We start from the raw sequence: 24,761 nt of genomic DNA on the forward strand, positions 1-24,761 counted from the left end.
GTATCCTTCATCTGCCGTCCTTTCGCGCAGTCGTTTCTTCCAACGACCATTCTGGCACATTGCGATGCCGTGCGGGGAGGACGGCAACCACCCCATCTCGTACGGCACGAACAACATGTCGCGCGAGTTTATCCGGCTGGATTCGGGCGAGATCGGCCATACCGGCGTGCGCAGCTATTTCTCGTTCTCCAACACGCATTCACGCTCATGGATGGGTTCGGGCATCAACCAGCGCAAGCATATCGATTTCGGCCTGCAGAAGGACTGGAACAACGGCTCCAACGCCAAGCTGTTCGTGTCGTGGAACTCCGAGGATTTCACCATCGATGCCTACCCCGACAGCACTGCGTTTGAAAACTACAAGCGCACGGGCGAAGGTTATGGCCGCAACTCCGATCCCACCAGCGACAACTACTGGAAGAACAATAACGACCACTGGAACCAGATCTTCCTGACAGCGCCGGTCCATGTGGTGCTGCCTGCCAAATTCACGTTCGACCTCCAGTCCTATTTCAGCTTTGGTCAGGGCTGGGATGCCTCACCGGGTAACAATACGGCATATGGCATGAATTATTCTCCCGCCGAAGGTCGTAACTATACGAATTTCTTCTTGGAGAACGAGGCCCGCCAGGTCGGCGTCGTTGCCAAGCTGGGCTATGATGTCGACAGGCACAACCATGTCTCGTTTGGCTACTGGTATGAAAACAACCAGACGATCCAGTCCTATCCGTTAAGCTACACCATGGCCAATGGCTCGACGCCAAGCCCCAACGCAGCCGCGTATCAGAACACCTATTCCAACGAGACCTTTGGCGTATCGGGCGTGAATGCGGGTTACGAACTGCATGCGCTTTTCATTCAGGACACCGCAAAATACTTTAATGACAAGCTGCAGATCCATGCGGGCTTCAAGTTTGTCATGTCCGATGCGTGGGACAAGGGCTGGAATTCGGCTGCCAGCAACTGGACCTATGGCAAGAACCTTTCACCCGGTGCGAGCGTGGGCCGCATGGGGGCGAACACGACCGAACCCCTGCCGCAGCTTTCCATCGGTTACACCTTCAACAACCACCACCAGATCTATGTAAATGCCGAGGGTGACTACCGTGAGCCTTCAGCCAACGATCTCGGCTGGCTGACGCCGGGTAGTAACCAGAAGATGCTGAAGAACCAGTATTCCATCAAGGAAGAACTGGGCTACCGGTATCACGACAAATACGTCATGTTTGACCTGTCGCTGTTCCACTACAACGTGACCAATCGTATTCTGAGCACCTATATTGGCGCCAATCAGTTCATGCCGATCGAAGGTGGCAACCAGACCATGCGCGGCTTTGACGCCATGATCGCAAGCCGCCCGATTCACGGGTTCAGCCCTTACGCGTCATTTGAATACCTGCACGCGACGCAGGATTCCAACGTTACGGACCCCACGACTAACACCCCCTATGCCGCCAAGGGGCAGCAGGCCATCATGGCGCCGCGCATCATGGCCAATTTTGGCCTGACGTATAAGTACAAGGGCTTCTTTGCCAATGCCGCCGTGCATTACACCGGCCCGCAGTCGGTCGCACTGGATAACAGCGAGCGCATGCCGGGTTATGTGACCGACACGCTGTCGCTAGGCTATCACTTCAAGCCCTTCATGTATGCCAAGTCGCCGACCTTCAAGCTGAACTTCAGCAACCTGACTGGCTCGATCGTGCGCACGGGTGCGATGGGTGCGATCTATCACGCAGGCACGCAGGGTGGGTATCCGGTTTACTATGGTGCCTCATCGCCACTGGGTCGTTATGCCAATGGCAACTCCTTCATGGTCGAACCGCGCTTCACCATGACGGGCTCTGTCTCCACTTCCTTCTGATCTTCCTTACGTCTGCCGGACCCCGCCTCCTTTACCAGAAGGCGGGGTTCTTCTTGTGCAGGCGTGTACCAACAAGTGGAGAGGACGTGTGACAGCACAGAAAACCCATCCGGTTGATGAAATGCTGCCCATGGGCATGCTGTTTGCCTTCGGGCTGCAACATGCACTGGTCATGTACGCGGGTACCGTGGCGGTGCCGCTGGTCTTTGCCGCCGCCATGCACCTGTCTGGTCCGCAGACGGTCATGCTGATCAATTGCGGGCTGATGACATCGGGCATCGCCACGATCATACAGAGCGTGGGGGTGTGGAAATTCGGTTCGCGCCTGCCCATCGTTCAGGGGTCATCGTTTGCCATGCTGGCGTCCATGCTGCTCATCGGGCAGATCTATGGCGTGCGCTCGGTGTTTGGCGCGGTGATCGGCGCGGGGGTGGCCATGGTGGTGCTGGCGCCGGTCATGGCGCGGCTCATGCGCTTTTTCCCGCCCGTGGTCATTGGCTGTCTCATCATCATCATCGGGCTGACGCTCATTCCCGTGGCGGGGCGGTGGATTGGCGGCGGCACGCCCGGTGCGCCGGGGTTTGGCAGCGTGGCCAACCTGCTGCTTGCTTTCACCACCATTGTCATCACGGTGGGCATTCAGGCCTGGGGCCGGGGGTTCTGGTCCAATATCAGTGTGCTGGTGGGGCTGGTGGCGGGCAGCGTGATCGCGGCCCTGTGCGGCATGGGGCATTACGGCATGGTGGTTGATGCGCCGTGGTTCGCCATCAGCACGCCCTTTGCCTTTGGCCTGCCCGAGTTCCATGCCATGCCGGTCTTCATCATGTTGCTGAGCATGGTCATCATCGTGGCGGAAACAACCGGCAACTGCCTGGCCATTGGCCGTGTGGTGGATGTGCCGGTCAATGACGTAACCATAGCGGGCGCGCTGCGGGCCGATGGCCTGTCCACCATGCTGGGCGGGGCGTTCAACAGCTTTCCCTACAATGCCTTTACCCAGAATACCGGGCTGATCGCCATAACCGATATCCGCAGCCGCTATGTGGTGGCGGCGGCGGGCGTGGTCATGATCGGGCTGGGGCTGTTTCCCAAGCTGGGGGCCTTGATTGCCGCCCTGCCTGCCCCCGTGCTGGGGGGCTGCGGGCTGGTCATGTTCGGCATGACCACGGTTGGGGGCATACGCGAACTGCTGCATGTGCGCTTTGAGGGCACGCGCAACGGGCTGATTGCCGCCGTATCACTTGGTCTGGGCGTGTTGCCCATGGCCTGCCCGGACCTGTTTACCCATATGAACGGGCTGGCGCGGCTGTTGCTGGGCAACGGGGTGCTGCTGTGCATCCTGTCCGGCGTGGCGCTCAACCTGCTGGTGGGGCGGGGTCGTAACTGATTGATGACAAAGTAATAAAAGTTTCTGGTGAAGCTTTTTTCAAAAAAGGCTTCACCCAAGAAATTTTATTGTTAGAGCAATCTGTCATTAGACAGAATCAAATGAATTGCTCTCATCTGTTCTTTTCAGAGCGTCTTCACGTGATTAGGTGAGTCCACCTAATCACGATCTGCTCCAGGAGCGCCAGGCCCCTGGGGTGTTATTCGCCGCCGTTATCAGCAGGCTGGAACGGCATGACAGGGTATTTGCCGCTCTTGGCGATTTCCTCGGGGTCTTCCGTCGGGCCAGGCAGGTACACGGTGGGCAGCGCCTGGTTAAGGTAGGTCACGACCTGGTCGCTGATATCGAGGCTGTTGTCATGCAGGGCAGCCGTGCCGGCCTGCAGCACCATGTTCATGCCACGCGCGGCGGCGATGGCGCTGACAATCTGCTGCATTTCACGCTGCACCTGATTCAGGGCGACCTGCGCGTCTTCTTCAAGAATGCGGTTGCGGTTGCCGAACTTGGTGCGGTCGGCCATCACGCGCTTCTGCAGGTCCTGCTGCTGCTCGGGCGTGGGGGCCTTGCCCGCCTTGATGATGGACTGGCGCAGCGCCTGCAGCTGCGTATCCTCGGCGCGCACGTCCTTGACCAGCGCTTCACGGCGGTTGCTCAACTCGGTCTGCAGCTTCTGCACGGCGGTGGACTGCGCCATGATCTGCTGGGTGTTGAAAATGCCGATAACAGGCGCCGCAGGCTTCGTGCCGGCAGGCAGGGGCTTGAATTCCGGCACGGGTGGCATGGGCAGAATGGGGTTCTGCTGCTGGCCGCCGGCGTCCTGCGCCATGGCAAGGGCCGGGGTCAGGGCAATAGCCAGCCCACAAAGCGCGCCACGCAGGCGGGCGTGTCCGGTCGGGGCCATAATGCTGCTCCGCATACCTGTCATTATCCGATCCATTATTGTTCCGCTATCGTGGTTTCTGCGTAGCGGATCGTATGGCGAAAGAACATCCCCGCACAGGCAAAAAAAGCGCCTTTGGCACGAAATGGCGGACCGATACCCCTATAGCCGCCAGATCAGGGGCGTGTGTGACAGGAAAATGAGGCACAGCCCGCCAAGGAACAGCACCCGGAAGCCCCGGTTGGCTCCTTTTTCCAGCAATTCATCCCGCGTTACGATCTGCATGAAGGAATCGGACAGCCGGGCGCGTGCCTCATCGGGCAGGGCCGCGAGCCTGCCGCGCCATTCGGTGCGCTGGCGGGCCTGCTCGGTGTGGGAGATATTGGCCCGGCGGTACAGGCCATCCACGTATTCATCAAGGTCTTCGGTGCGGAACATCGCCTTGCGGCCATGACGCATGGCCGCATGCGGGCCTGCCCCCACCAGCCTGAGGCTGCGGAACCTGCGCGGCGTGATGCCAACATATTCCGCCGCCTCGCGCATCGAGAGCATGCGCTTGAGGGGAAACATGTGGACCGTCGCCTGTTGCTCACCTATGGGACCGGACGAGGGGGGCAGGGTCATGATGCCCCTGAAACTCGACCATCCCTTCCGGCCGAGTCAATGGGAATGTGGCGCGGGCCTGCCCATCCTGAACATATGACCCATGCAGCATGTTCCTGTGGATCAGTTTTGTGGGGCTGCCTCAAAAGTCAGCCCCACCAGCAGGCTGAAATTATAGAAGTTTCTGGTGAAGCTTTTTTCAAAACGCCTTCGGAAAACGTCGCTTTTTTAGAAAAAGGCAGCACCCGGAACCTTTTCTTCTTTTTTATCAGTAACCTGCTTTCAAAGACTTCCTTAACGGCAGACCCGGCGGCTGCCATCGGCGGCGATGTAGGTGCCGGTCTGGGCATCGAAGCAGGCATTGGCCGCGCAGGTGCTGGCGGTGGGTGTGACCTCGGGGTGGATGGTGGCGCTCATGGCATTGGCCTCCCGGGCTGCATGGCCACATAGTGGCGTATCGGCCGGGGCGGAAGGGTCATTGGTCAGGGTGGCGCTTGCGGGTGGCGCGCTTTCCTCGCCCGTCAGGCCGGGCGCGAAGTCCTGCGGCGGGATGCGGCCCGGTGTTGCCGCGGGCCGGGCCGCTGTCCGGGGGGCGGGCGTGTGGGGCGCGTCATGCGTGCAGGCGCCGAGCAGCAGGACCGCCATCGTGGCGCAGAAGCGTGAGCGTAAGGTCATGTGATGTGCCCGTATGTGCATTACAGATCCAGCCGCCCCTGCGGGCCGGGAGAAACTTCAAGGGGGCGGGCCGCGACCTTGCCATCGGCAAAGGTCATGATGACCTCGGGCACGGCACGCGCCTGCGCCGCCTGCGCCAGAGGCCTGCCCGCGCGGTCGGTCACCAGCACGTAGCCCCGTTCCAGCACCGCCTGGGGCGAGAGGGATTCAAGCTGGCCCGCGGCGCCGGCCAGTACGCTCTTGCTGGCCCGCAACTGTGCCACCAGCACGGCGGGCGGCACACGCAGGCGGCCAAGGGTGGCAGCCTGCCGGTGCAGCAGGCTGCTCATGGCCTGCTGGCAGGCAGTGCCCACGCGGTCGAGTTCCGCGCGGCGCAGGGCAAGGATCATATGGGGCGTGGGCAGCCGGTCAGAGGCGCCCTGCACGCGGTCACGCAGGCGGCTCAGGCGGGCGGGCAGGGCCAGGTCGAGGCGATAGGCGCGGTCATCCAGCCTGCGGCGGGCGTTTTCCACCACGGCAGGCAGATCGGGCAGGCCCGCTGCCGCCCTGTCCAGCCGGGCGCGTGCCAGTTGCAGGCCGCGTTCCAGCCCGCTGCGCAGCCGGGCCGCGCGCTGGGCCAGACCCGCCTCAAGCTCGGCGCGCACGGGCACGGCCATCTCGGCGGCCGCCGTGGGCGTGGGGGCGCGCTGGTCGGACACGAAGTCGATCAGCGTGGTGTCGGTCTCGTGCCCCACGGCGGAAATGACCGGAATGCGGCACGCGGCCACGGCGCGCAGCACCTCTTCATCATTGAAGGCCATCAGGTCTTCCAGCGAGCCACCACCACGCGCCACGATCAGCACATCGGGCCGGGGCACGCCGCTCCGGGGGCCAATGGCATCAAAGCCCGCAATGGCCTGGGCAATGCGCTCGGCAGCGCCCTCGCCCTGCACCGGCACCGGCCAGACCAGAACCGGCAGGGGAAAGCGCCGCGCGATGGTTGTGCGGATATCATGCAGCACAGCACCCTGCGCCGATGTCACGACCCCGATCAGGCGCGGCAGGAAGGGCAGGGCGCGCTTGCGTTCGGCGTCAAACAGTCCCTCCTGCGCCAGACGCAGGCGCAGACGTTCGATCCGGGCCAGCAGCGCGCCCTCGCCTGCATATTCCAGCCGGTCGATCACCATCTGGTACGACGAGCGCTCGCCATAGGACGAGATCTTGCCTGTGGCGATGACTTCCACCCCGTTCTCCGGCTTCAGCCCCAGCCGCGATACCGTGCCGCGCCACACCACCGAGGAAAGCTTGCCGCCCTCATCCTTGAGAGAGAAATACAGGTGGCCCGAAGGGTAGCGCTTGAATTCGGTAATTTCGCCGCGCACGCGGATGCGGCCAAACGTGCCCTCGAGCACGCGGCGGATGGCGCCTGAAATCTCGGCCACCGAAAATTCAGGCGTATTGCCGCCCATGGCGCGGCCGGAGTCGGGAAACTGTTCAACCATCCGCACAAGGTATGATAGAGACGGCCACCCCGAAAGGGCAGAGATGAAAAACGGGAGAAACAAGTGATGCGGGTGCTGCTGGTTGGATCAGGCGGACGGGAACATGCCATGGCCGCTGCCATTGCGCGCTCGCCGCGACTTGAGGCCCTGTTCATCGCGCCGGGCAACCCCGGCACCGCGGCGCTGGGCACGAACCGCGCCGTGAAAGCCGATGACGTGGCGGGCCTGATCGCCCTGGCGCAGCAAGAGCGCATCGACCTTGTGGTGCCCGGCCCCGAAGCGCCCCTGGTGGCGGGCCTGGCCGATGCGTGCAAGGCGGCGGGCATTGCGTGTGCAGGCCCCACGCAGGCCGCCGCCGCCCTTGAAGGCAGCAAGACCTTCACCAAGGAAGTGTGTGATGCGGCAAACATTCCCACCGCGCGGTGGGAACGCTTCGATGCTGCTGCTCCTGCGCTGGACTACGTGCGCCGCCACGGTGCGCCGGTTGTGGTCAAGGCGGATGGTCTGGCGGCTGGCAAGGGCGTGGTCGTGGCGCAGAGTGTTGCCGAGGCCGAACAGGCCATTACCGACATGATGACCGACGGCACGCTCGGCCAGGCAGGCCATAGCGTGGTGATCGAGGACTGCCTTGTGGGTGATGAGGTTTCGCTGTTCGCCTTCTGCGCGGGCGAGACGGCGGTGCTGATCGGCGCGGCACAGGACCACAAGCGCATTGGCGATGGTGATACCGGCCCCAATACCGGCGGCATGGGCGCGGTTTCGCCGCCCACCGGCTTTGGCCGCGCGGAGCAGGAAGCCGCCCTTGATGTGCTGGTGCGCCCCATGCTGCGCGAGATGGCGCGGCGCGGCACGCCGTTCACCGGCATCATCTTTGCTGGCCTGATGCTCACGGGTGATGGCCCGCAGCTGATCGAATACAACGTCCGCTTTGGCGACCCGGAAGCCGAAGCCCTGCTGATCCGGCTGGAAAGCGACCTGCTCGCCGCCCTTGCCGCCGTGGCGAAGGGTGATCTGGCTGGCACGGATATCCGTTTTTCCGGCCAGTCCTCCATCAGCGTCATCATGGCGGCGAAGGGTTATCCCGGCAGGCCTGTGACCGGCGGGGTGATCCGTAACCTTGCGGCGGCGCAAGCCCTGCCGGGCGTGCATGTGTTCCAGGCGGGCACGAAGGGCAATGACGCGGGCGAGATCGTGGCTGCTGGCGGGCGCGTGCTGGCCGTGTGCGCCACGGGTGATACGCTGGCGCAGGCGTGCACGCGGGCCTATGAGGCCGTGGGGCTGATCGACTGGCCCGATGGCATCTACCGCCACGATATTGGCCAGCGTGCGCTTGCGGCGCAGGAAAAAATTGGGGAGCAATAAAAGTTTCCGGGTGCCGTGTTTTTTCAAAAAGGCGGCATCTTTCGAAGCTTTTTGAAAAAAGCTTCGCCTCAAACGTCTCCATGATTTGCACGCTGTTGAATGGACGGGTTTTTCAGGCTGCCTTCTGCCCCAGGCGGATTGATGGACAGGGCGGATCCGGATATCGTTTACACAACAGAACATTTTCCTTTCCGCCCGAAAAGCCCCTGCCATGCCCCCCCAATCAAAACCTGTCCTGACCGAAGGCGAAGGCCTGCATGGCGCAGCCCGCGTGCGTGCCGTGACCGCCATTGCCCTTGCGGTGCTGCTCGCCCTGCTGGATTACGCCATCGCCAACGTGGCGCTGCCCACGATTGCGGCGGATATTCATGTCTCGCCCGCCTCGTCGGTCTGGATCGTCAATGCCTACCAGCTGGCCAGCGTGGTCTCGCTGCTGCCCATGGCGGCCCTGGGCACGCGCATCGGCTTTGCAAGACTGTGCCAGATCGGGCTGGCGCTGCTGACCGTGGCCTCGCTGTTCTGCGCCATGTCGCACTCATTGCTCATGCTCTCGCTGGCGCGCGCGGTGCAGGGCGTGGGCGGCGCGTGCATCATGAGTGTCAGCATCGCGCTGATCCGCTTCATCTACCCGCATGCCATCATCGGGCGCGGCATTGCGCTCAACGGGCTGATGGTGGCCCTTGGCGTGGGCGGCGGCCCGACCGTGGCGTCGATCATCCTGTCATTTGCCACATGGCCGTGGCTGTTTCTCATCAACATTCCGCTCGGGGTGACGGCACTGGTGCTGGCGCTGGTGTCGCTGCCGCGCACGCCGGTCAATCCCGGCTCGTTTGATGGCGTGAGCGCCGTGCTGAACGTGGTGGCGTTTGGCGCGCTTATCATGGCCGGTGATTCCGTGGCCCATCACGCAGGGGCGGCGCAGGTGGTGGCCCTGGTGGTGGCGGGTGTTGCGGCGGGCGTGCTGCTGGTGCGCCGCCAGCGCGGGCAGACTCACCCCATGTTCCCCATCGACATGCTGCGTATTCCCGCCTTTCGCATCGGCACGCTGGTGGGGTTCGTGGCCTTTATCGCCTCCAACCTGTTCATGATCTCGTTTCCGTTCACGCTGCAGTCGATGTTCCATTATCCGCCCGCAACCGTGGGCCTGCTCATGACGCCGTGGCCGGTGGGCATCATGGCGGTCTCGCCGGTCATCAGCCGCCTGAGCGACAGGGTGCCTGCGGCCATCCTGTCCTCGGTGGGGCTGTTCATGACCTCGATGGGGTTTCTCGCCCTTTACCTGCTGCCGCCTGATCCGGGCTGGTTCAACATTGCCTGGCGCATCATGCTGGCTGGTATGGGGTTTGGCATTTTCCAGCCGCCCAACAACCGGGTGATGATGGTGACTGCCCCGCCGGGGCGCTCGGGCGGGGCCTCGGGCATGGTGCAGATTGCGCGGCAGTGCGGGCAGGCCACCGGGGCGATGTGCGTGGCCATGGCCTTTGGCCTGATTGCGCATGACGCGGAACGGGACTGCCTGGGCTTTGGCGCGGTCGTGGCCATGATTGGCGTGCTGTGCAGCGCCAGCCGCCTGATCTGGCGGCCTGCGACGCGTTGATAAAAAAATAAGAACAGTTTTTGGGTGTCGCCTTTTTTCAAAAAGGCGGCGTCTTCTGAAGCTTTTTGGAAATAGCTTCAACAAAAACTTTTATAATTTCAGGATATTATTGAGCCTGACTGTTCAAACAGCCTCTCAAAAAAAGCGGCCTCCGAAGACTTTCGGCTGTCAGACCAGCAGGTCGGCGGTCAGCGCATTGGTGGCGGCAATGGCATCAGCAGCGCTCAGGCGCACCAGATAGCCGCGCTTGCCACCGTTGATGATGACATAGGGCTGCGCCAGCGCCTCGCGCGCCAGGGCGGTGCGTACGCGCCTGCGCTGGCCAAACGGGCTGATGCCTCCCACCCGGAAGCCCGTGCTGCGCTCGGCGTTGGCAGGCGGCATCATTTCGGCCGATTTGCCGCCAAAGGCCGCCGCAACCTTTTTCATGCTCAGGCTGGCCGCCACCGGCACCACCGCGCAGGCGGGCTTGCCATCCACCAGCACCATCAGCGTCTTGAACACGCGCTCGGGGTTCTCGCCTATGGCAGTGGCTGCGTGGTTGCCGGTCTGGCCGGCGGTGGGGTCGTATTCATATTCCACCACCTCGAAGGCGATGCCCGCCTTCTGCAGGGCGGCAGCGCCCGGGGTTGCCTTGCTGCTCATGCCACGGGCTCCTGCAGGTTGAGCGTTATGTACCGGCCCTGCGGCTGGGGGCCAGACTGGCAGAGCCGTACGATATGGGGCGCAATGTCGTTGGGCGTGGGCAGGCTGGCCATGTCGAGCGCGGGCATGGCCAGTTTGCGCAGGCGGGTGGCGACGGGGCCGGGTTCAAACAGGTTTATGCGCAGCGGGCTGCCTGTGGGCAGTTCGCGCACCCATGTGTTTACAATGGCTTCCTGTGCCGCGCGTGTTGCCGCCACCAGCCCCCAGAAGGGCGCGGGCTGGCGGGCATGTTGGTCGGTCAGGAACACCGCGCGCCCGGCCGGCGCGCGCTCGAGCAGGGGGGCAAGGGTGCGGATCAGCCGCCATGTGGTGAGCGGGCCGGTTTGCAGCGCGCGTTCCCAGTCTCTGGGTTGCAGGTGCGCCAGTGGCGAGAGCACGCCCAGCGTGCCCGCGCAGTGCACCACGCAGTCCAGCCGCCCGAACTGTGCCGCAATGGAGGGGCCGAGCGTATCAAGCTTTTCGCCATCGGTCAGGTCAAGCGGCAGCAGGGTGGCGCTGCGAGCCGTGTGCTGGCGGATCTGGTCATCCGCCTGTTCCAGCCCGCCCTGCGTGCGTGCGGTCAGGATGCAGCGCATCCCCGCCTGTGCCAGGGCAATGGCCACCGCCTGCCCGATGCCCCGGCTGGCCCCGGTAACGAGCGCCACCGGGCCTTCGGTCATGGCAGTGGGGCTGGTCATGCGGGTTCGGGGTGGTGTTCGGCCTCGTAATCCACCAGTTCGATCGGGTAGTCGCCGGTAAAGCAGGCATCGCAGTAGCGGTTGGCCGCGCTCTTGCGGTCCTTGTAGCCCAGCGCGCGGTACAGCCCGTCAAACGAGATGAAGGCAAGACTGTCCACGCCGATCAGCCTGGCCATTTCCTCAACATTGTGCTGGGCGGCGAGAAGCTGGCTGCGCTCGGGCGTGTCGATGCCATAGAAGCATGAATGCGTGGTGGGCGGCGAGGAGATGCGCATATGGACTTCCTTCGCCCCGGCAGCGCGCACCATGTCCACGATCTTGCGCGAGGTGGTGCCGCGCACGATGGAGTCATCGACCAGCACCACGCGCTTGCCATCAAGCACCGGGCGATTGGTGGAATGCTTCATCTTGACGCCAAGGTTGCGGATCTGGTCGGTCGGCTCGATGAAGGTGCGGCCCACGTAATGGTTGCGGATGATGCCGAGTTCGAACGGAATGCCGCTCTCGGCGGCAAAGCCCATGGCCGAAGGCACGCCTGAATCGGGCACCGGCACGATCACGTCGGCCTCGACAGCGCTTTCACGCGCGAGTTCCACGCCGATCTGCTTGCGCGTGTCATATACCGCGCGGCCATCCATGACCGAATCGGGGCGGGCGAAATAGATGTATTCAAACACGCAGAAGCGTGACTGCGTGTTGTTGAACGGGCGCACCGAGCGGATGCCCTCGTCATTGATGATGACGATCTCGCCCGGCTCCACGTCGCGCACGAACTCGGCGCCCACGATGTCGAGCGCGCAGGTCTCGCTGGCCAGCACCCATGCGCCTTCCGTGCCGTCTTCCTCGCGGATGCGGCCCAGGATCAGCGGGCGCACGCCCAGCGGGTCGCGCACGCCGATCAGTTCATCACGCGACAGCACGATGAGGGAATACGCGCCAAGCACCTGCTTGAGTGCGTCGATCAGCCGGTCAACCACGTTGGCATAGAGCGAGATGGCGATGAGGTGGATGAACACCTCGCTATCGGTGGTGGACTGGAAGATGCAGCCCCGCCGCACCAGCGCCTTGCGCAGGGTCTCGGCATTGGTCAGGTTGCCGTTATGGGCCACGGCCAGGCCGCCGAACTCGAAATCGGCAAACAGTGGCTGCACGTTGCGGATCAGCGTCGCACCCGTGGTGGCGTAGCGGTTGTGACCCACCGCGCACCTGCCGGGCAGGGTGGCCATGACGCGGGCATCGCCAAACACGTCGCCCACCAGCCCCAGCCCCTTGTGGGTGTGGAAGCGCTCGCCATCATAGGACACGATGCCGCTGGCTTCCTGCCCGCGATGCTGGAGCGCATGCAGGCCAAGGGCGGTCAGGGCGGAGGCATCCTTGGTGTTCCATACGCCAAAGACGCCACATTCTTCATGCGGCTTGTCATCATCATGGCGCCACTGGGCGGCGATATCATCGCGCTCGTGCTGCGTGGGCGGGTTACCGGATGTGGTGTGGAGGCTGGTGCGGGACATGGTGGGCGATCTTTCCTTGACGGACGGGGGCGGCGGGGACCGACGATAAGGTTCAGATGGGCGCGTCATGCCGCGTCCCGGCGGGTTGCGCAAGATGCGCGGGGAAGTTATCGGGCGCGTGGGCGTGAAGATATGTCACGCTGTTGCCGATAAGGGGCATGATGCGGCTGGTGCGCATCACCTCGGGCCATTCATCCGCGGGCACGAGGGCGGTAATGCCCGCATAGATCAGCACAAGGCACACATAGCCCCGCACCAGGCCAAACAGCAGGCCAAGCACGCGGTCCAGCCCTGACAGGATGGAACCCTGCACCGCCCGACCCGATAGATGGGCAGTGGTGGTAAAAATGACAAGAAGGGCCAGGAACAGCACCGCAAACGAGGCCAGCGAGGCCAGTGTGTGGTTGCTGATCCATTGTGTGGCGTAGGGCAGCAGCGCGCCGTACCATGCCACGGCCAGTATGGTGGCCATGACCCAGGCGGCAAGGCCAAGCACCTCACGCGAGAAGCCGCGAACGATACCCACCACCCCCGACAGCGCGGCTATGGCGATGGCTGTGATGTCAATCCAGTTCATGCGTGCCGGGCCGGGGCAGGCCCCGCGGGCACGTAACAGGCATGGACCCGGTCCATCTTATCGCGACATTCCCTGCTGTTCCGCCAGCGGCCAGCTTATGCCACCCGCATGGCCTACCGGCTAGGCCAAAAAACGGTTCGTTGCGATTTCATGCAATCGGGGCGGGGTGGGGTGCTCAGGGCAGCTTGGTGGTGCGGATCTTCCACGGCCGTTTGCGCGCGCGGGTGGGGACGGAGGTGCGCTCGGCCGTGTTGAGTGCGAGCAGCAGGTTGCCCATGCGGGTGCGGCGGTCGATCTCGGTCCAGATATCCTCGGGGTCGATGCCAGACGCCACCCAGACCTCCAGCAGGTGGGTCAGCACATCGGCGCTGTGTTCCACCAGGCCCGCGTGGTCTTCGGTCATGAGGTCCATCACGCATTGCTCGGCAGCACAGGTAAAGGCGCGACCGCCGTGGCGTGTGGCGCGGTCGGCCTGCCCTGCCTGTGGCGCGGTGCTGTGCAGCCGCGCCAGCAGGCGGCCGAGCGCGTGGTCGGCGCGTGGTGCTTCAGCAGGGTTGGATGGCGTGTGGCGGGGGCGAAACATAATGCAATGATGGGCATCATTTTCGGCACCGGTCAACAAGTCCCGCCGGGTGGCGGAACACCGTTTTTGTCAGATCGAGAAATACTTCGCGTGTGGGTTGAAAATGACCAGCGCCGAGGTGGACTGCTCGGGGTGGAGCTGGAAGCCATCGGTCAGCGAGACGCCGATCTTTTCCGCATCGAGCAGTTTCAGGATTGGCTCCTGTTCCTCCAGCCGGGGGCAGGCGGGGTAGCCGAACGAATAGCGCGAGCCGCGATAGCCCTGCTGGAGCAGCTTCGCCATGTCGCGGTCATCCTCGGCGGCGAAGCCCATCTCGGCGCGGATGCGCTTGTGGGTGTATTCCGCCATGGCTTCCGCCATCTCGACCGACAGGCCATGCAGGTAGAGGTAGTCCTTGTAGCGATCCGCCTCGAACCATTCCCGCGCACGGTCGGAGGCATCCTGCCCCACGGTCACCACCTGCAGGCCGATCACGTCGCGCTGTGCATCATCGATATCGCGCACGAAGTCGGCAATGCAGGCCCCGTCCGCGCGCGGCTGGCGGGGCAGCGTGAAGCGGGCAGCCTCGGTGGTGCCGTCCTCACCAAACAGCACGAGGTCGTTGCCTTCGCCCGCCGCCTTCCAGTAACCGTAGCTGGCCTTGGGGTGCAGGATGTCCTGCTCGGCGCACAGGGCCAGCATGTGGCGCAGCACCGGGCGCAGTTCCTTGCGTGCCCAGACCATGAAGTCATCAAGCGAGCGGCCCTGTTTGCGAAAGCCCCACTGGAACTGGTACAGCGAGCGCTCATTGAGGAACGGCAGCACGGCCTCCGGCGTGGCTTCAAGCACACGCGGGCCCCAGAACGGCGGGGTCAGCACGGGTTCGTCCGCCGTCAGCTTCTCGCGCCGGGCGCGGGCGGCGGGCACATCCACCGGGCCGAAGCCACGGTTTTCTGCGGCCTCGATGTCCTGCGTGCGGTTGGTGCGCGTGGCCTTGCCCGCGCGGCGGGACTGGATGGCGGCAAGGTAGGTGTCGAACTCGCCCTGCGCCACCTTGTCCATCAGCGACAGGCCATCAAACGCATCACGCGCATAGGCCACGCGCCCGCCTTCGCCATAGGCTGCGGTGCAGTCCTCTTCCACATAGTTGCGGGTAAGGGCCGCGCCCCCGAGCATGACCGGCACGTCCACGCCCTGGCGGTTCATTTCCTCAAGGTTTTCACGCATGATGACGGTGGACTTGACCAGCAGGCCGGACATGCCGATCGCATCGGCCTTGTGCTCGCGGGCTGCCGCGATCATGTCGGCCACCGGCACCTTGATGCCGAGGTTGATGACCCGGTAGCCGTTATTGGTGAGGATGATGTCGACAAGGTTCTTGCCGATGTCATGCACGTCGCCCTTGACGGTGGCCAGCACCATGGTGCCACGGGTCTGGCCCTCGCTGCGCTCCATATGGGGCTCGAGCCAGGCGACGGCGGCTTTCATCGTCTCGGCGGACTGCAGCACGAAGGGAAGCTGCATCTTGCCCGCGCCAAACAGTTCGCCCACCACCTTCATGCCATCGAGCAGCACGGTGTTGATGATGTCGAGCGGGGCCATGTCCTGCATGGCCTCGGCCAGATCGTCTTCCAGCCCCTTGCGGTCGCCATCGACGATGCGGTCTTTCAGCCGTTCGGGCGCGGTCTCGGCGCGGGCCTTCTTCACGGCATCGGCGGCCTTGCGGTCGGCGAAGATTTCCAGCATGCGCTGCAGCGGGTCATAGCCCTCGGCGCGGCGGTCGAAGATCAGGTCCTCGGCCACCTTTACTTCCTCGGCGGCGATGAGGTGCAGCGGGCGGATTTTCGAAACGTGCACGATCGCCGCCGTCATGCCCGCGCGCACCGCGTGGTCAAGGAACACCGAGTTCAGCACCGCGCGCGCCGCCGGGTTCAGGCCAAACGAGATGTTCGACAGCCCCAGCACGATCTGGATATCGGGGAAGCGCTCGCGGATCAGGCGGATGCCCTCCAGCGTCCATTCGCCCAGCTTGCGGTCATCTTCCGTGCCGGTGCCGATGGTGAAGGTCAGCGGGTCGATCATCAGGTCGGATTGCGGCAGGCCATGCTTTTCGCACGCGAATTCGACCAGTCTCGTTGCGATGCGCAGCTTGTCTTCCGCCGTCTTGGCCATGCCCACTTCATCAATGGTCAGGGCAATGACCGAGGCGCCGAACTTGCGTGCGAGCAGCATGCGCTCGTTGGCGATGGCTTCCCCATCCTCGAAGTTGATGGAGTTGATGATGGGCTTGCCGCCATGCAGCTTGAGTGCGGCCTCGATCACCGGGGTCTCGGTGGAATCAATGACCAGCGGCGCGTTGACCGAGGAGGTGAAGCGGGTAACGACCGCGTTCATCTCGCGCATTTCGTCACGGCCGACGAAGGCGGTGCAGATGTCGAGCGCGTTCGAGCCTTCGGCCACCTGCTCGCGGCCCAGCGCCACGCAGCCATCCCAGTCGCCCGCTTCCTGCAACTGCCGCCACTTCTTGGACCCGTTGGCGTTGCAGCGCTCGCCGATCGAGAAGTAGCTGTTCTCCTGGCGCAGCGGCACCTGCGAATACAGGCTGGCAACAGACGGAATCCACACCGGCTTGCGCGGCACGGGGGCGGGGCGGATGCGGCCCGTGCCCTCGGCGCGCTTACGCAGCATCTGGTCAAGCGCCTGCGTGTGCGGCGTGGAGGTGCCGCAGCAGCCGCCGATGAGGTTCAGGCCATCTTCGGTAATGAAGCGGTCTACCCAGCTTGCCATCTCGGCGGGAGTGAGCGGGTAGTGGGTGGTGCCGTTGACCAGTTCAGGCAGGCCGGCATTGGGCTGGACCGAGATCAGGCCGGGCCAGTTCTCGCTCAGCCAGCGCACGTGCTCGGCCATTTCCTGCGGGCCGGTGGCGCAGTTCAGGCCCATCAGCGGCACATCGAGCGCGTTGATGACCGTGGCGGCGGCGGCGATGTCGGGGCCGACGAGCAGCGTGCCCGTGGTCTCGACCGTGACCTGCACGAAGATGGGGGTATCAACACCCATCTCGGCGCGTGCGATCTTGGCGGCATTGACGGCAGCCTTGATCTGTAGCGTGTCCTGACAGGTCTCGATGAGGAAGCAGTCCACGCCGCCTTCGATCAGGCCGCGGCACTGCTCGGCAAGGCCGGCTTCGAGCGTGTCGTAATCGATATTGCCCAGTGAGGGCAGCTTGGTGCCCGGCCCGATGGAGCCGACCACATAGCGGTGGCGGCCATCGGCAAAGGTCTCGGCGGCTTCACGCGCCAGATGGCCTGCGGTGCGGTTGATCTCGCGCGCGCGGTCGGCCAGCCCGAATTCGGCCAGGGTGATGGGCGAGCCGCCAAAGCTGTTGGTTTCCACCATATCCGCCCCGGCCTCGAAGTAGCCACGGTGGATTTCACGCACCAGTTCGGGGCGCGAGAGGTTCAGGATTTCGGTGCAGTTTTCCTGCCCCCAGTAATCACGCTCGACCTCAAGGTCCAGAAGCTGTACGCGCGAACCCATCCCGCCGTCACACAGCAGGACCTGGTCGCGGAGGGCATCGAGAAGGTGGGGGCGAGTGGTCATGGTTATCCTGAAATCCTGGTGAATGCCGGGCAACAGCCAGTGTCTGCCGCGGTTTTCCAGCGCGGTCTGTCCGGGCCGGGCTTGCATATGGATCGGTCTGGTGCCTTTTATTCCCCGAACTTTCCGCCGGTGTCCAGCACCATTGGCTCAAATGAAAAAACGCCGCCAAGCCGGAGTGATGAGAAGTGGAGGACGCCATAATGGCAGATGGGCGGATTGTGGTGGAATTCGTGGCGGCTGACGGAGCTGTAACCCCGCGTGCCGATACGCTGCTGGTGGTGGGTGATGGCAGGCAGCCCGGCCCGGCTGAAGGCTGGGCAGGCATGGTGGTGGCGCAGCCTGCTGCAACCGCCTTCACGCATGCGCTGGGTTGCCAGTGCTGCCTGCCGCGTGGCGGCCTTGCGGGGCTGATGGGCGATCTCTTTCGCAAGCGTGCGACCGGCGGGCTGAAATGGTTTACCCGTCTGGTGGTGGTGCCGCCGCCGGGGCAGGAAGCCTTATGGCGTGCCAGCATGGAAAAGGATGTGCTGGCGCAGGCCCGGTTCCGCGTGGAAAACTGACAGGGTAGCCGCAGAATATCGGTTCTGCACGCAGTTGGGCTGTGTTTGAAGCAGGTCATTGATAAAAAAGAAAAGTTTTTGAATGTCGGCTTTTTCAGAAAGGCGATGTCTTTCGAAGCGTTTTGCAAAAAGCTTCACAAAAAACTTTTTGATTTCAGTATTTTATTTGGTATTTCTCCAAATTTCGTGTTTGGGCGTGTGATGCGAAAAAGCCGCAACGGCTATGGCGAGAAGATGGTTTTGAGTGACGAGGGCCATGTCATGCTGCCCATTTCGCAAGGTCTCGCGCCACCTGCATGAACTTTATGGCGTGGATGCGTTTTCCGCCCCGAATTAGGGGCGCGTATGGAGTTATTGCGCTCTGATGGCTCCCATGGCCTCTGCCGAGAAAGCCTATGGGGCAGCAATATGCCGCTATCATCCAGTCATGGGAGGATATCATCCCCTTTCCGCGTGCAGTCAGGGCCAGGGGAGGCCGCTTTATCCATGACAAAGCGGCTTTCTGTGGCCTGGACCGGGTAGAAAACAGAATGGATCATGCCCAAGGTCCGGTTTGCTATTCTCTTTGGGGACGCTCCGTATGGGCAATCTGGTCATCGGGACACATAACCATGTTCCGCACACGAGATTCCTGACAGTTCCCGATCATTTGCCGTAAACAAGATATTCCTGCCGGCCTTTGCGATAGAAAGGACCATCTGGCAGCAGATCGTCTGCGGTACACTCCTCCTTGGTGCCAGCCAGAACCGATATGTCGGCAATTTTCTTCAGCGCAACCCGCAATTCGGCCCGTGCGTCATCATGTCCTGTCGAGCGGAGTGCCTCTAGTTGGCTGGGATCGCCACATACGATAACGGTTTTCTGGCCGCGCAAGAGCAGGTCTTCCGATATTCTGGTCTGATAGATCGCGACATCCCGGTTTTCCGAATGGAAAGTCAGCCACTCCTGGCAACCAACAAAGAGCATGCCTGCGGCAATACTGGCGGAGACGAGGGCAGGACTATATTTTTTTACAGGAGCCTGCCCTTGCTCAGTCCAGCCAAAATACAACGCAAGGGAAGAGCACAGGAAGGCCCATTGCCAGATATTTGCGCGGGGCGGAATGTCAACGCCTGTCGTAAAAACAAGATTGAAATCCATCAGCAGGCAATAAATAAAGGCACAGGATATGGCAATTCCCATCTTCTCTTTTCGTGAGACAGACAGAAATATGATAAGAAGAGAAAAGGCCATAATGGGCCAGTGATATTCAAATGAAGACAGGCATGATTTCAGGGCGATGAAAAAATTTGTTATAATATCATGCAGGTTATGAATATGATGGGGATGTCGCCATCCAGCGATATGAATGCCAAAACGATGGTGGAAGATATAGTTCAGCGAAAATATAATAAGAATGGATAGAACATAGGAAATAAAAGAGATAAATATAAATTTTATAGGATTGAAATTTTGTTTATGCGCCAGGGTAGCGCAGGAATACACAATCATTGCCAGAGACAAGGGGGGATAACTCATCATTAGCAAGGTATTTAGTGCAAAAAACGCTTTGTATGATGTTTTCAATTCAGTATTATTTATAATAACCAAAGTAATAAATGATAATAAGCTGGAAACCGTAAGGGTCGCAGGCCATGAGGATAAGGAAGCATAGGCAGGGCAGAAAAATACAAGGAGCGCAATGACAACCCTATGCAAAGAGTTTTTGCACAGAAAATAGGCTGCGACCCAGCAGAACAGTGAGTATATGGCTATAAAACATGTATAAACGTTTCTATAATACATATGTTTTGCCAGCAATGACCATAAGTAGTTCATCCATCGGCCATCATAGGACGTGCTGATGAAAGGTGTTATGAACCCCGGTCGGGTATAACGATGGGATAGCATATAGTCCCAGTCATCATGACTGATGTAAAGATTTTCAAAAAAGCCATTTCCTATCAGGAATAGTAATATAGATAGTATGAATACAGGGAATCCTGTGCCAAGAAAAAATGAAAAATTATTTTTATTAAGCATTATTGCCTCAGAGCCTGATAGAAAGTAAATGAATTCATTGGAGCAGCGTATGATCGCATCAGTTTGTGACAGCCTTATGCGCTCCTGATGGCCTAGCCCAAACCATCGACGTGCAGTATCCGGTGCGACCACCACCGGGGATGCGCTTGCGCGTTGCGCGGGGTAATGTGGCGTTAAGCATATCACCAATACCGTGACTGAAACAGCCAGAATATTGCCGACATATGCCGCTGAGATGTGCTGGCGGGGCACTGTTCTTATTATTAAGATAGGAAAAGTCACGGGACAGCTTTCCCTCTAACCAAAGGGGAAGGTTATTGCTGCACCAGATGCCTGAACGCTGGCTTTAACCGATACTTGGCCGCTCCGGGTCGTTCCTGTTGATTGATGTGCTTGTAATTTGGTATGGGCTGCCCCGTGAGGAAACCGGTTGCATGACCCGATACGCAGGCGCGGCATGCTTTTGCATGGCGTGCATCCGGTATCGGGTCAGGACCCAGTCATCAAAGCGCTTGCCCATTTTGGCAGGTGCTGAAACTTGTGGGGGGCCTCATGCCGCCTGACCCGCATGAGGACCAGCCCTGTCGCCATTCATGGCAGGGGCGGCACATCGCTCAGTTCATGGCCATGGCAATCGATTGTAGTGTGCGCATCCTGATGGGGAGAATTCAATTTATAGGCGATGAAGCCTTCCTCGAGTAAACCGTTTGGATAGCGGGCGATCTCGGTTGAGCGTGCTTTCAGGGTCTGTTTCTGCACTTCTGAAAAGGTGAATTTCCAGTATTTGTAGGTATATTTTCTATAATTTTCAACCTGTTCCCGATCCATAAGGTTTACAGGTGAGCCATCCATCATCTTGTCCCAATCATTTGCAATAATAATGATTGAAGGCTTATGAGTACATATTGAAATCCTGTCGGCCTCATCCATTATGTCCTGCAACGAATAATTCATATAAGCATGAGTGTTGTATATTACAACACGATCAAATTTTCTTTGTGTCATAAAGTAAAATCTATTATTAATATAATATGGCATAGATTCAATTATATAATCGACCGATGATATTATGGTAGAATCTTTTAAATCTTCATGAGCATTTATTACTTTTGAGAATTCTCTTGCCCTGGAATTCGGTATACGAATTTCGTGATATTCCATCAGAACCGCCTGAAAAACCTGCACGGAAAGCAGGAAGTAAAGGGAATATAGCCCAAACTTATTTAAACCATTTTGCGGAAATGCATGCTCTTTACGATATATCCAGAAAAGGGTGCATATCCAGACGATCCATAGCGACTGATGGCGATAACTCCCATAATAAATGATCGAAAAAAAAGCGATAAAAACAATTTGGACCGCAATCGCAGTGAAAAAAAGAAACGTATTGCCCCAAAGAACAAATACACATGATATAACAGAAACAAATGAAGCTATATAAAGAAATTTATATATGGAATGAGAGAATAAATTATCACCTATTGCATCGTAAAAGAATCTTTTGAAGGGCTTTAAAGTTAAACCTTTTAGAAAGCGTACTTTGAAGTGATGTGACTCTCCGTCTGCAGGAATAAGAGCAGCAAGATCGTCATAGCGAGGCGGGTAAATGGTTAGGATGCAAAGCACGAACCCTACAATGCCCATGATGGCCGAAGGCAGGGTTTTTCGGACATTTTTGTTAAAGGACCAGCGGTTTGCTTGCCATGTACAGAGCGGCCACATGCCGGAAAAGACGGCGACAATCAGCGCGGAATGTATGTTCGTGTTGGCAAGCAGGAAAATTACGGGACCGGTTAATTTGTAACGATACTTCTGTGATGAGAAAACCAGTGCCAGGATAAGCATGAGTAACATGCTTATCCCATAGTTTCGCGCCATGACGGTGTATTCATAGAGTGAAAAATACCCAAATACGAATAGCACTTTCATGCGCAGATTGTAGGGGGATAGAAATAGGACTGTTGCGATGGCCAGAAAAGATACGAGGAAAGTGGAAACAGGAAGAACTGTATAAGTATGAAAAATCAGATAACAGGATTTTTCAATTAGGTATGATAAAACGGGATGGGCATTGCCGATCAGATGCACGCTTGGTGTACCGCCAATCGCAATCATGAAATTACGGACTTCATCACGCCATAATGCATGAAAATGAATTGCATAACATGTAATAAATAGCCATAATATTAATATAAATGACTGAAATATATTTTTATTTTTCGTGATTAACATTTTTATTAACAATCCATTATATTATAGCTGTCGGAAAGATAATTATTCCCTTTTGGTTTTGTTCATGAATATGCGGAAGACTGATGAAATGAGCTGTTGAGCCAAAAGTGTCCGCACTCAGTATCGCCACGATGATGAGGAATATGCAAGCAATCTGGCTGATGTAGGACGTACGGCAGATCGCCCCGAAAATGAACCGGATCAGACGCTGGAGGCTGCCCGATGCAAGGTTCCTCTTTGTACGGAAACTGCAATGAAAATCATCCTTCTGGTGACAGGTCGGTTAAAATGCGGGAAACACCAGACCATGAGGCCTTGATGCAGACAGGAAGAGTAGGGGCATAAACATGACATTGCTACCAATATACTGGAAGCTACATGAGGGCTATTGCATCTTTGGTCGATATTGACTGACGCGATGATATATCATGGGTTTTTGTTCAGATCAGATGGTTTTTTGCGTATGTGACCGCCTTGGTTTGAAACCGCAAGTCTTTTTTGTGCAAACCCGGGGGGGTAGGACCATTGAACCTGTCGGCCAATCTGACATAATGATGCACGTAGTCATCTTGTTGGCAGAAAGGGTGTGCCATACAGTCTCGTTTGTTACCGGGTAGCGTGTCGTCCATAGTCGAAGAAAATAGCCAGGAAAATTGCCTCGGGCGCTTCATTGAGGCATACTCAGAAGAGACCATTTTTTCATGGTTGCTTCAGAGCGGATGAAGAGAAAACATCAACATCTAAAAGTGAAAAAATAAATCATATGACAAGTGAATAATATGTTCGTAATTATGCCTTGATTTTTTCATAGTGCATAATATTTATTCCGTGCTAAGAAAAAATCCTTATTACTTAGAACTGAGACAATGAACTTGAATCCTTCTTCTCCCCTGTCATCTCGTATAGCTGTCCTGATACCCTGTTATAATGAGGAAGTATCAATCGAGAGGGTGATCGAGGATTTTAAAAAAGCCATTCCAGAAGCTGAAATTTACGTCTACGACAATAATTCAACTGACAGGACGGCCGAGATAGCGCGCCAATGTGGGGCCTACGTTCGACAGGTAGGCCTGCAGGGCAAGGGCTACGTCGTTTGTCAGATGTTTGCCGACATAGATGCTGATTACTATGTTCTGGTCGATGGAGATGCGACCTACGAGGCTGCGGCCGCGCCGCGCATGGTCAGTCTGGCGCAGGAAAACTGCTTGGATATGGTCAATGGCGTGCGCGTAACAGACCAGCGGGATGCTTACCGGCCTGGCCATGTTCTGGGCAATATGATGCTGACGGGTTGCGTCACATTGATTTTCGGGCACCGTATTTCTGATCTTCTGTCCGGCTATCGTGTCTTTTCCCGGCGCTATGTCCGCTCCTTTCCCATTGTGTGTTCCGGGTTTGAAATCGAAACCTTCCTTTCGGTACATGCCCTGGAAATGGCTATGCCCATAGGAGAGGTGGTCACAAAATACGTTGAAAGACCTGCGGGGTCATCCTCCAAACTCAAGACCTATCAGGATGGCTTCCGGATTTTGCTGACCATTATAAATCTTGTAAAAATGGAGAAGCCTCTCTTTTTCTTCTCTATTGTTTCAGCTATATTATCAGTTATTGGTTTGAGTATTGGAATTCCTGTTACCGTAGAGTTTATGAATACTCATATGGTTCCTAAATTGCCCCGCACGTTATTGGCCATGGGGTTGATGATTCTGGCTGGTTTATCGTTTGTTTGCGGGCTTATCATGGATATGATCACTTTGAGCCGCAAGGAAAATAAAAGGCTTGCTTATATACGGCGTTAGAATCAGGCTGTTTCCACAAAACCCGGGGCAATTCATTCCCGTCGGGCGAGTTCTTCTGGCAGGGCCTGTGGATCCGTGTCCGTTGTGTCAGCTCGCTCTGCCTGCTCCATCAGTTCCGCGATATCCGCCGCCAGCTGTTCGCGCAGGGCCCTGATCCGGTCGTAGCGCACAGAATGGTATTTTAAGGCATCGGCATCGATTTCCGTGCCGTTGATCGATGCCACGCCCAGACGCAGCAGGCCGGTCTCGCGCGCCATAAGCAGCACTTGTGCAAATGCAGCTTCAATGGCCATCCGGTTTGTCCGCCGGAAAGAGGCGATCGTGTCGTGACCCGGAGGCAGGTTCGCCGCCACGAAGCGTATGCCGATGTCGCGATATGTCGTCCGCTCGATCCGGCGTGAGGAAAAATCCCGTTTGCATGGCTGAAGATCAGAAGGGCCGGCATCAGTCGCAGATGATACTGCGCCTTGCCACCCGTGCGCACCGGCACACAAAACGCATTCATCGGAACCCGCTCAACGGCGGCAACAATGAAATGCGCCATATCATCAGCCGGAAGCCACGACTTCAGATCAGGCAGCAGAAGATACGGCTGAGGTCGGTCAAACGGGATGAAGCTGCTCATCTCACCACCTCACCCCTTCACAGGGCACCCCAACCCGACAGG

Annotated in this window: 18 protein-coding genes and 2 pseudogenes; 7 read left to right on the forward strand and 13 right to left on the reverse strand. The window is 59.0% G+C overall.

Going from position 1 to position 24,761, the window contains the following annotated elements:
* Positions 1 to 82 precede the first annotated feature (82 nt).
* Positions 83 to 1,864, forward strand: a pseudogene (locus tag CDI09_RS09270) (TonB-dependent receptor); the annotation flags it as partial.
* Positions 1,865 to 1,952: 88 nt separating this feature from the next.
* Complete coding sequence (locus CDI09_RS09275) at positions 1,953 to 3,251, forward strand: nucleobase:cation symporter-2 family protein (RefSeq protein ID WP_236944446.1); 1,299 nt, start codon at positions 1,953 to 1,955, stop codon at positions 3,249 to 3,251.
* A 199-nt stretch (positions 3,252 to 3,450) separates the two neighbouring features.
* Here CDI09_RS09275 and CDI09_RS09280 read toward each other — a convergent pair whose 3' ends face one another.
* From CDI09_RS09280 to xseA, 4 genes are all read right to left on the reverse strand, one after another.
* Complete coding sequence (locus tag CDI09_RS09280; RefSeq protein ID WP_078525817.1) at positions 3,451 to 4,167, reverse strand: OmpH family outer membrane protein; 717 nt, start codon at positions 4,165 to 4,167, stop codon at positions 3,451 to 3,453.
* A gap of 126 nt (positions 4,168 to 4,293) precedes the next feature.
* A complete protein-coding gene (locus CDI09_RS09285; RefSeq protein ID WP_078525819.1) occupies positions 4,294 to 4,701 on the reverse strand; it encodes a helix-turn-helix domain-containing protein in 408 nt (135 codons plus the stop codon).
* Positions 4,702 to 5,028: 327 nt separating this feature from the next.
* On the reverse strand, positions 5,029 to 5,409 hold the full coding sequence (locus CDI09_RS09290) for a BA14K family protein (RefSeq protein ID WP_205836585.1): 381 nt from the start codon (positions 5,407 to 5,409) through the stop codon (positions 5,029 to 5,031).
* A gap of 20 nt (positions 5,410 to 5,429) precedes the next feature.
* Positions 5,430 to 6,890 carry an exodeoxyribonuclease VII large subunit gene (gene xseA, locus CDI09_RS09295; RefSeq protein ID WP_078525823.1) on the reverse strand — a complete coding sequence of 487 codons (1,461 nt, stop codon included), beginning with the start codon at positions 6,888 to 6,890 and terminating at the stop codon, positions 5,430 to 5,432.
* Positions 6,891 to 6,956: 66 nt separating this feature from the next.
* Here xseA and purD point away from each other — a divergent pair, with 66 nt between their 5' ends.
* Both purD and CDI09_RS09305 read left to right on the forward strand, forming a co-directional pair.
* A complete protein-coding gene (gene purD / locus CDI09_RS09300; protein ID WP_078525825.1) occupies positions 6,957 to 8,252 on the forward strand; it encodes a phosphoribosylamine--glycine ligase in 1,296 nt (431 codons plus the stop codon).
* A 211-nt stretch (positions 8,253 to 8,463) separates the two neighbouring features.
* Positions 8,464 to 9,849, forward strand: a complete 1,386-nt coding sequence (locus CDI09_RS09305) for an MFS transporter (protein ID WP_078525827.1) — start codon at positions 8,464 to 8,466, stop codon at positions 9,847 to 9,849.
* Positions 9,850 to 10,017: 168 nt separating this feature from the next.
* Here CDI09_RS09305 and ybaK read toward each other — a convergent pair whose 3' ends face one another.
* From ybaK to metH, 6 genes are all read right to left on the reverse strand, one after another.
* Positions 10,018 to 10,494 carry a Cys-tRNA(Pro) deacylase gene (gene ybaK / locus CDI09_RS09310; RefSeq protein WP_078525828.1) on the reverse strand — a complete coding sequence of 159 codons (477 nt, stop codon included), beginning with the start codon at positions 10,492 to 10,494 and terminating at the stop codon, positions 10,018 to 10,020.
* Positions 10,491 to 11,231, reverse strand: coding sequence for an SDR family NAD(P)-dependent oxidoreductase (locus tag CDI09_RS09315; protein WP_078525829.1), 741 nt, complete (start codon positions 11,229 to 11,231; stop codon positions 10,491 to 10,493). Before CDI09_RS09315 ends, ybaK begins: the two co-directional genes overlap by 4 nt.
* On the reverse strand, positions 11,228 to 12,742 hold the full coding sequence (gene purF / locus CDI09_RS09320; protein ID WP_078525830.1) for an amidophosphoribosyltransferase: 1,515 nt from the start codon (positions 12,740 to 12,742) through the stop codon (positions 11,228 to 11,230). The genes CDI09_RS09315 and purF overlap by 4 nt, the downstream gene beginning before the upstream one ends.
* Before the next feature lie 52 nt (positions 12,743 to 12,794).
* A complete protein-coding gene (locus CDI09_RS09325; RefSeq protein ID WP_078525831.1) occupies positions 12,795 to 13,319 on the reverse strand; it encodes a CvpA family protein in 525 nt (174 codons plus the stop codon).
* A 175-nt stretch (positions 13,320 to 13,494) separates the two neighbouring features.
* Positions 13,495 to 13,902 (reverse strand): phosphoribosyl-ATP pyrophosphatase, encoded by a 408-nt coding sequence (locus CDI09_RS09330; RefSeq protein ID WP_078525832.1) that lies wholly within the window; start codon positions 13,900 to 13,902, stop codon positions 13,495 to 13,497.
* 69 nt (positions 13,903 to 13,971) lie between these two features.
* On the reverse strand, positions 13,972 to 17,481 hold the full coding sequence (gene metH / locus CDI09_RS09335; protein WP_078527917.1) for a methionine synthase: 3,510 nt from the start codon (positions 17,479 to 17,481) through the stop codon (positions 13,972 to 13,974).
* 200 nt (positions 17,482 to 17,681) lie between these two features.
* On the opposite strand from metH, the gene CDI09_RS09340 reads away from it, so the two are divergent.
* On the forward strand, positions 17,682 to 18,041 hold the full coding sequence (locus CDI09_RS09340; protein WP_078525833.1) for a hypothetical protein: 360 nt from the start codon (positions 17,682 to 17,684) through the stop codon (positions 18,039 to 18,041).
* Between the two features lie 45 nt (positions 18,042 to 18,086).
* On the forward strand, positions 18,087 to 18,341 hold the full coding sequence (locus CDI09_RS09345; protein ID WP_078525834.1) for a hypothetical protein: 255 nt from the start codon (positions 18,087 to 18,089) through the stop codon (positions 18,339 to 18,341).
* A gap of 345 nt (positions 18,342 to 18,686) precedes the next feature.
* Here the strand turns inward: CDI09_RS09345 and CDI09_RS17730 are convergent, their stop codons facing one another.
* Together CDI09_RS17730 and CDI09_RS09355 are read right to left on the reverse strand one after the other, a co-directional pair.
* Entirely contained in the window at positions 18,687 to 20,345 is a 1,659-nt protein-coding gene (locus CDI09_RS17730) for a hypothetical protein (protein ID WP_146220863.1), read from the reverse strand.
* A gap of 309 nt (positions 20,346 to 20,654) precedes the next feature.
* Entirely contained in the window at positions 20,655 to 22,178 is a 1,524-nt protein-coding gene (locus CDI09_RS09355; protein WP_151892030.1) for a hypothetical protein, read from the reverse strand.
* A gap of 983 nt (positions 22,179 to 23,161) precedes the next feature.
* Between CDI09_RS09355 and CDI09_RS09360 the strand changes: the two genes are divergently transcribed.
* The gene (locus CDI09_RS09360) at positions 23,162 to 24,094 is read left to right on the forward strand and encodes a glycosyltransferase family 2 protein (protein WP_078525837.1); all 933 of its coding nucleotides are present in this window, start codon (positions 23,162 to 23,164) and stop codon (positions 24,092 to 24,094) included.
* A gap of 35 nt (positions 24,095 to 24,129) precedes the next feature.
* Here the strand turns inward: CDI09_RS09360 and CDI09_RS09365 are convergent.
* Positions 24,130 to 24,719: pseudogene (locus CDI09_RS09365) on the reverse strand (transposase); the annotation flags it as partial.
* Between the last annotated feature and the right edge of the window lie 42 nt (positions 24,720 to 24,761).

The organism is Komagataeibacter nataicola (genome assembly GCF_003207795.1).
Lineage (GTDB): Bacteria > Pseudomonadota > Alphaproteobacteria > Acetobacterales > Acetobacteraceae > Komagataeibacter > Komagataeibacter nataicola.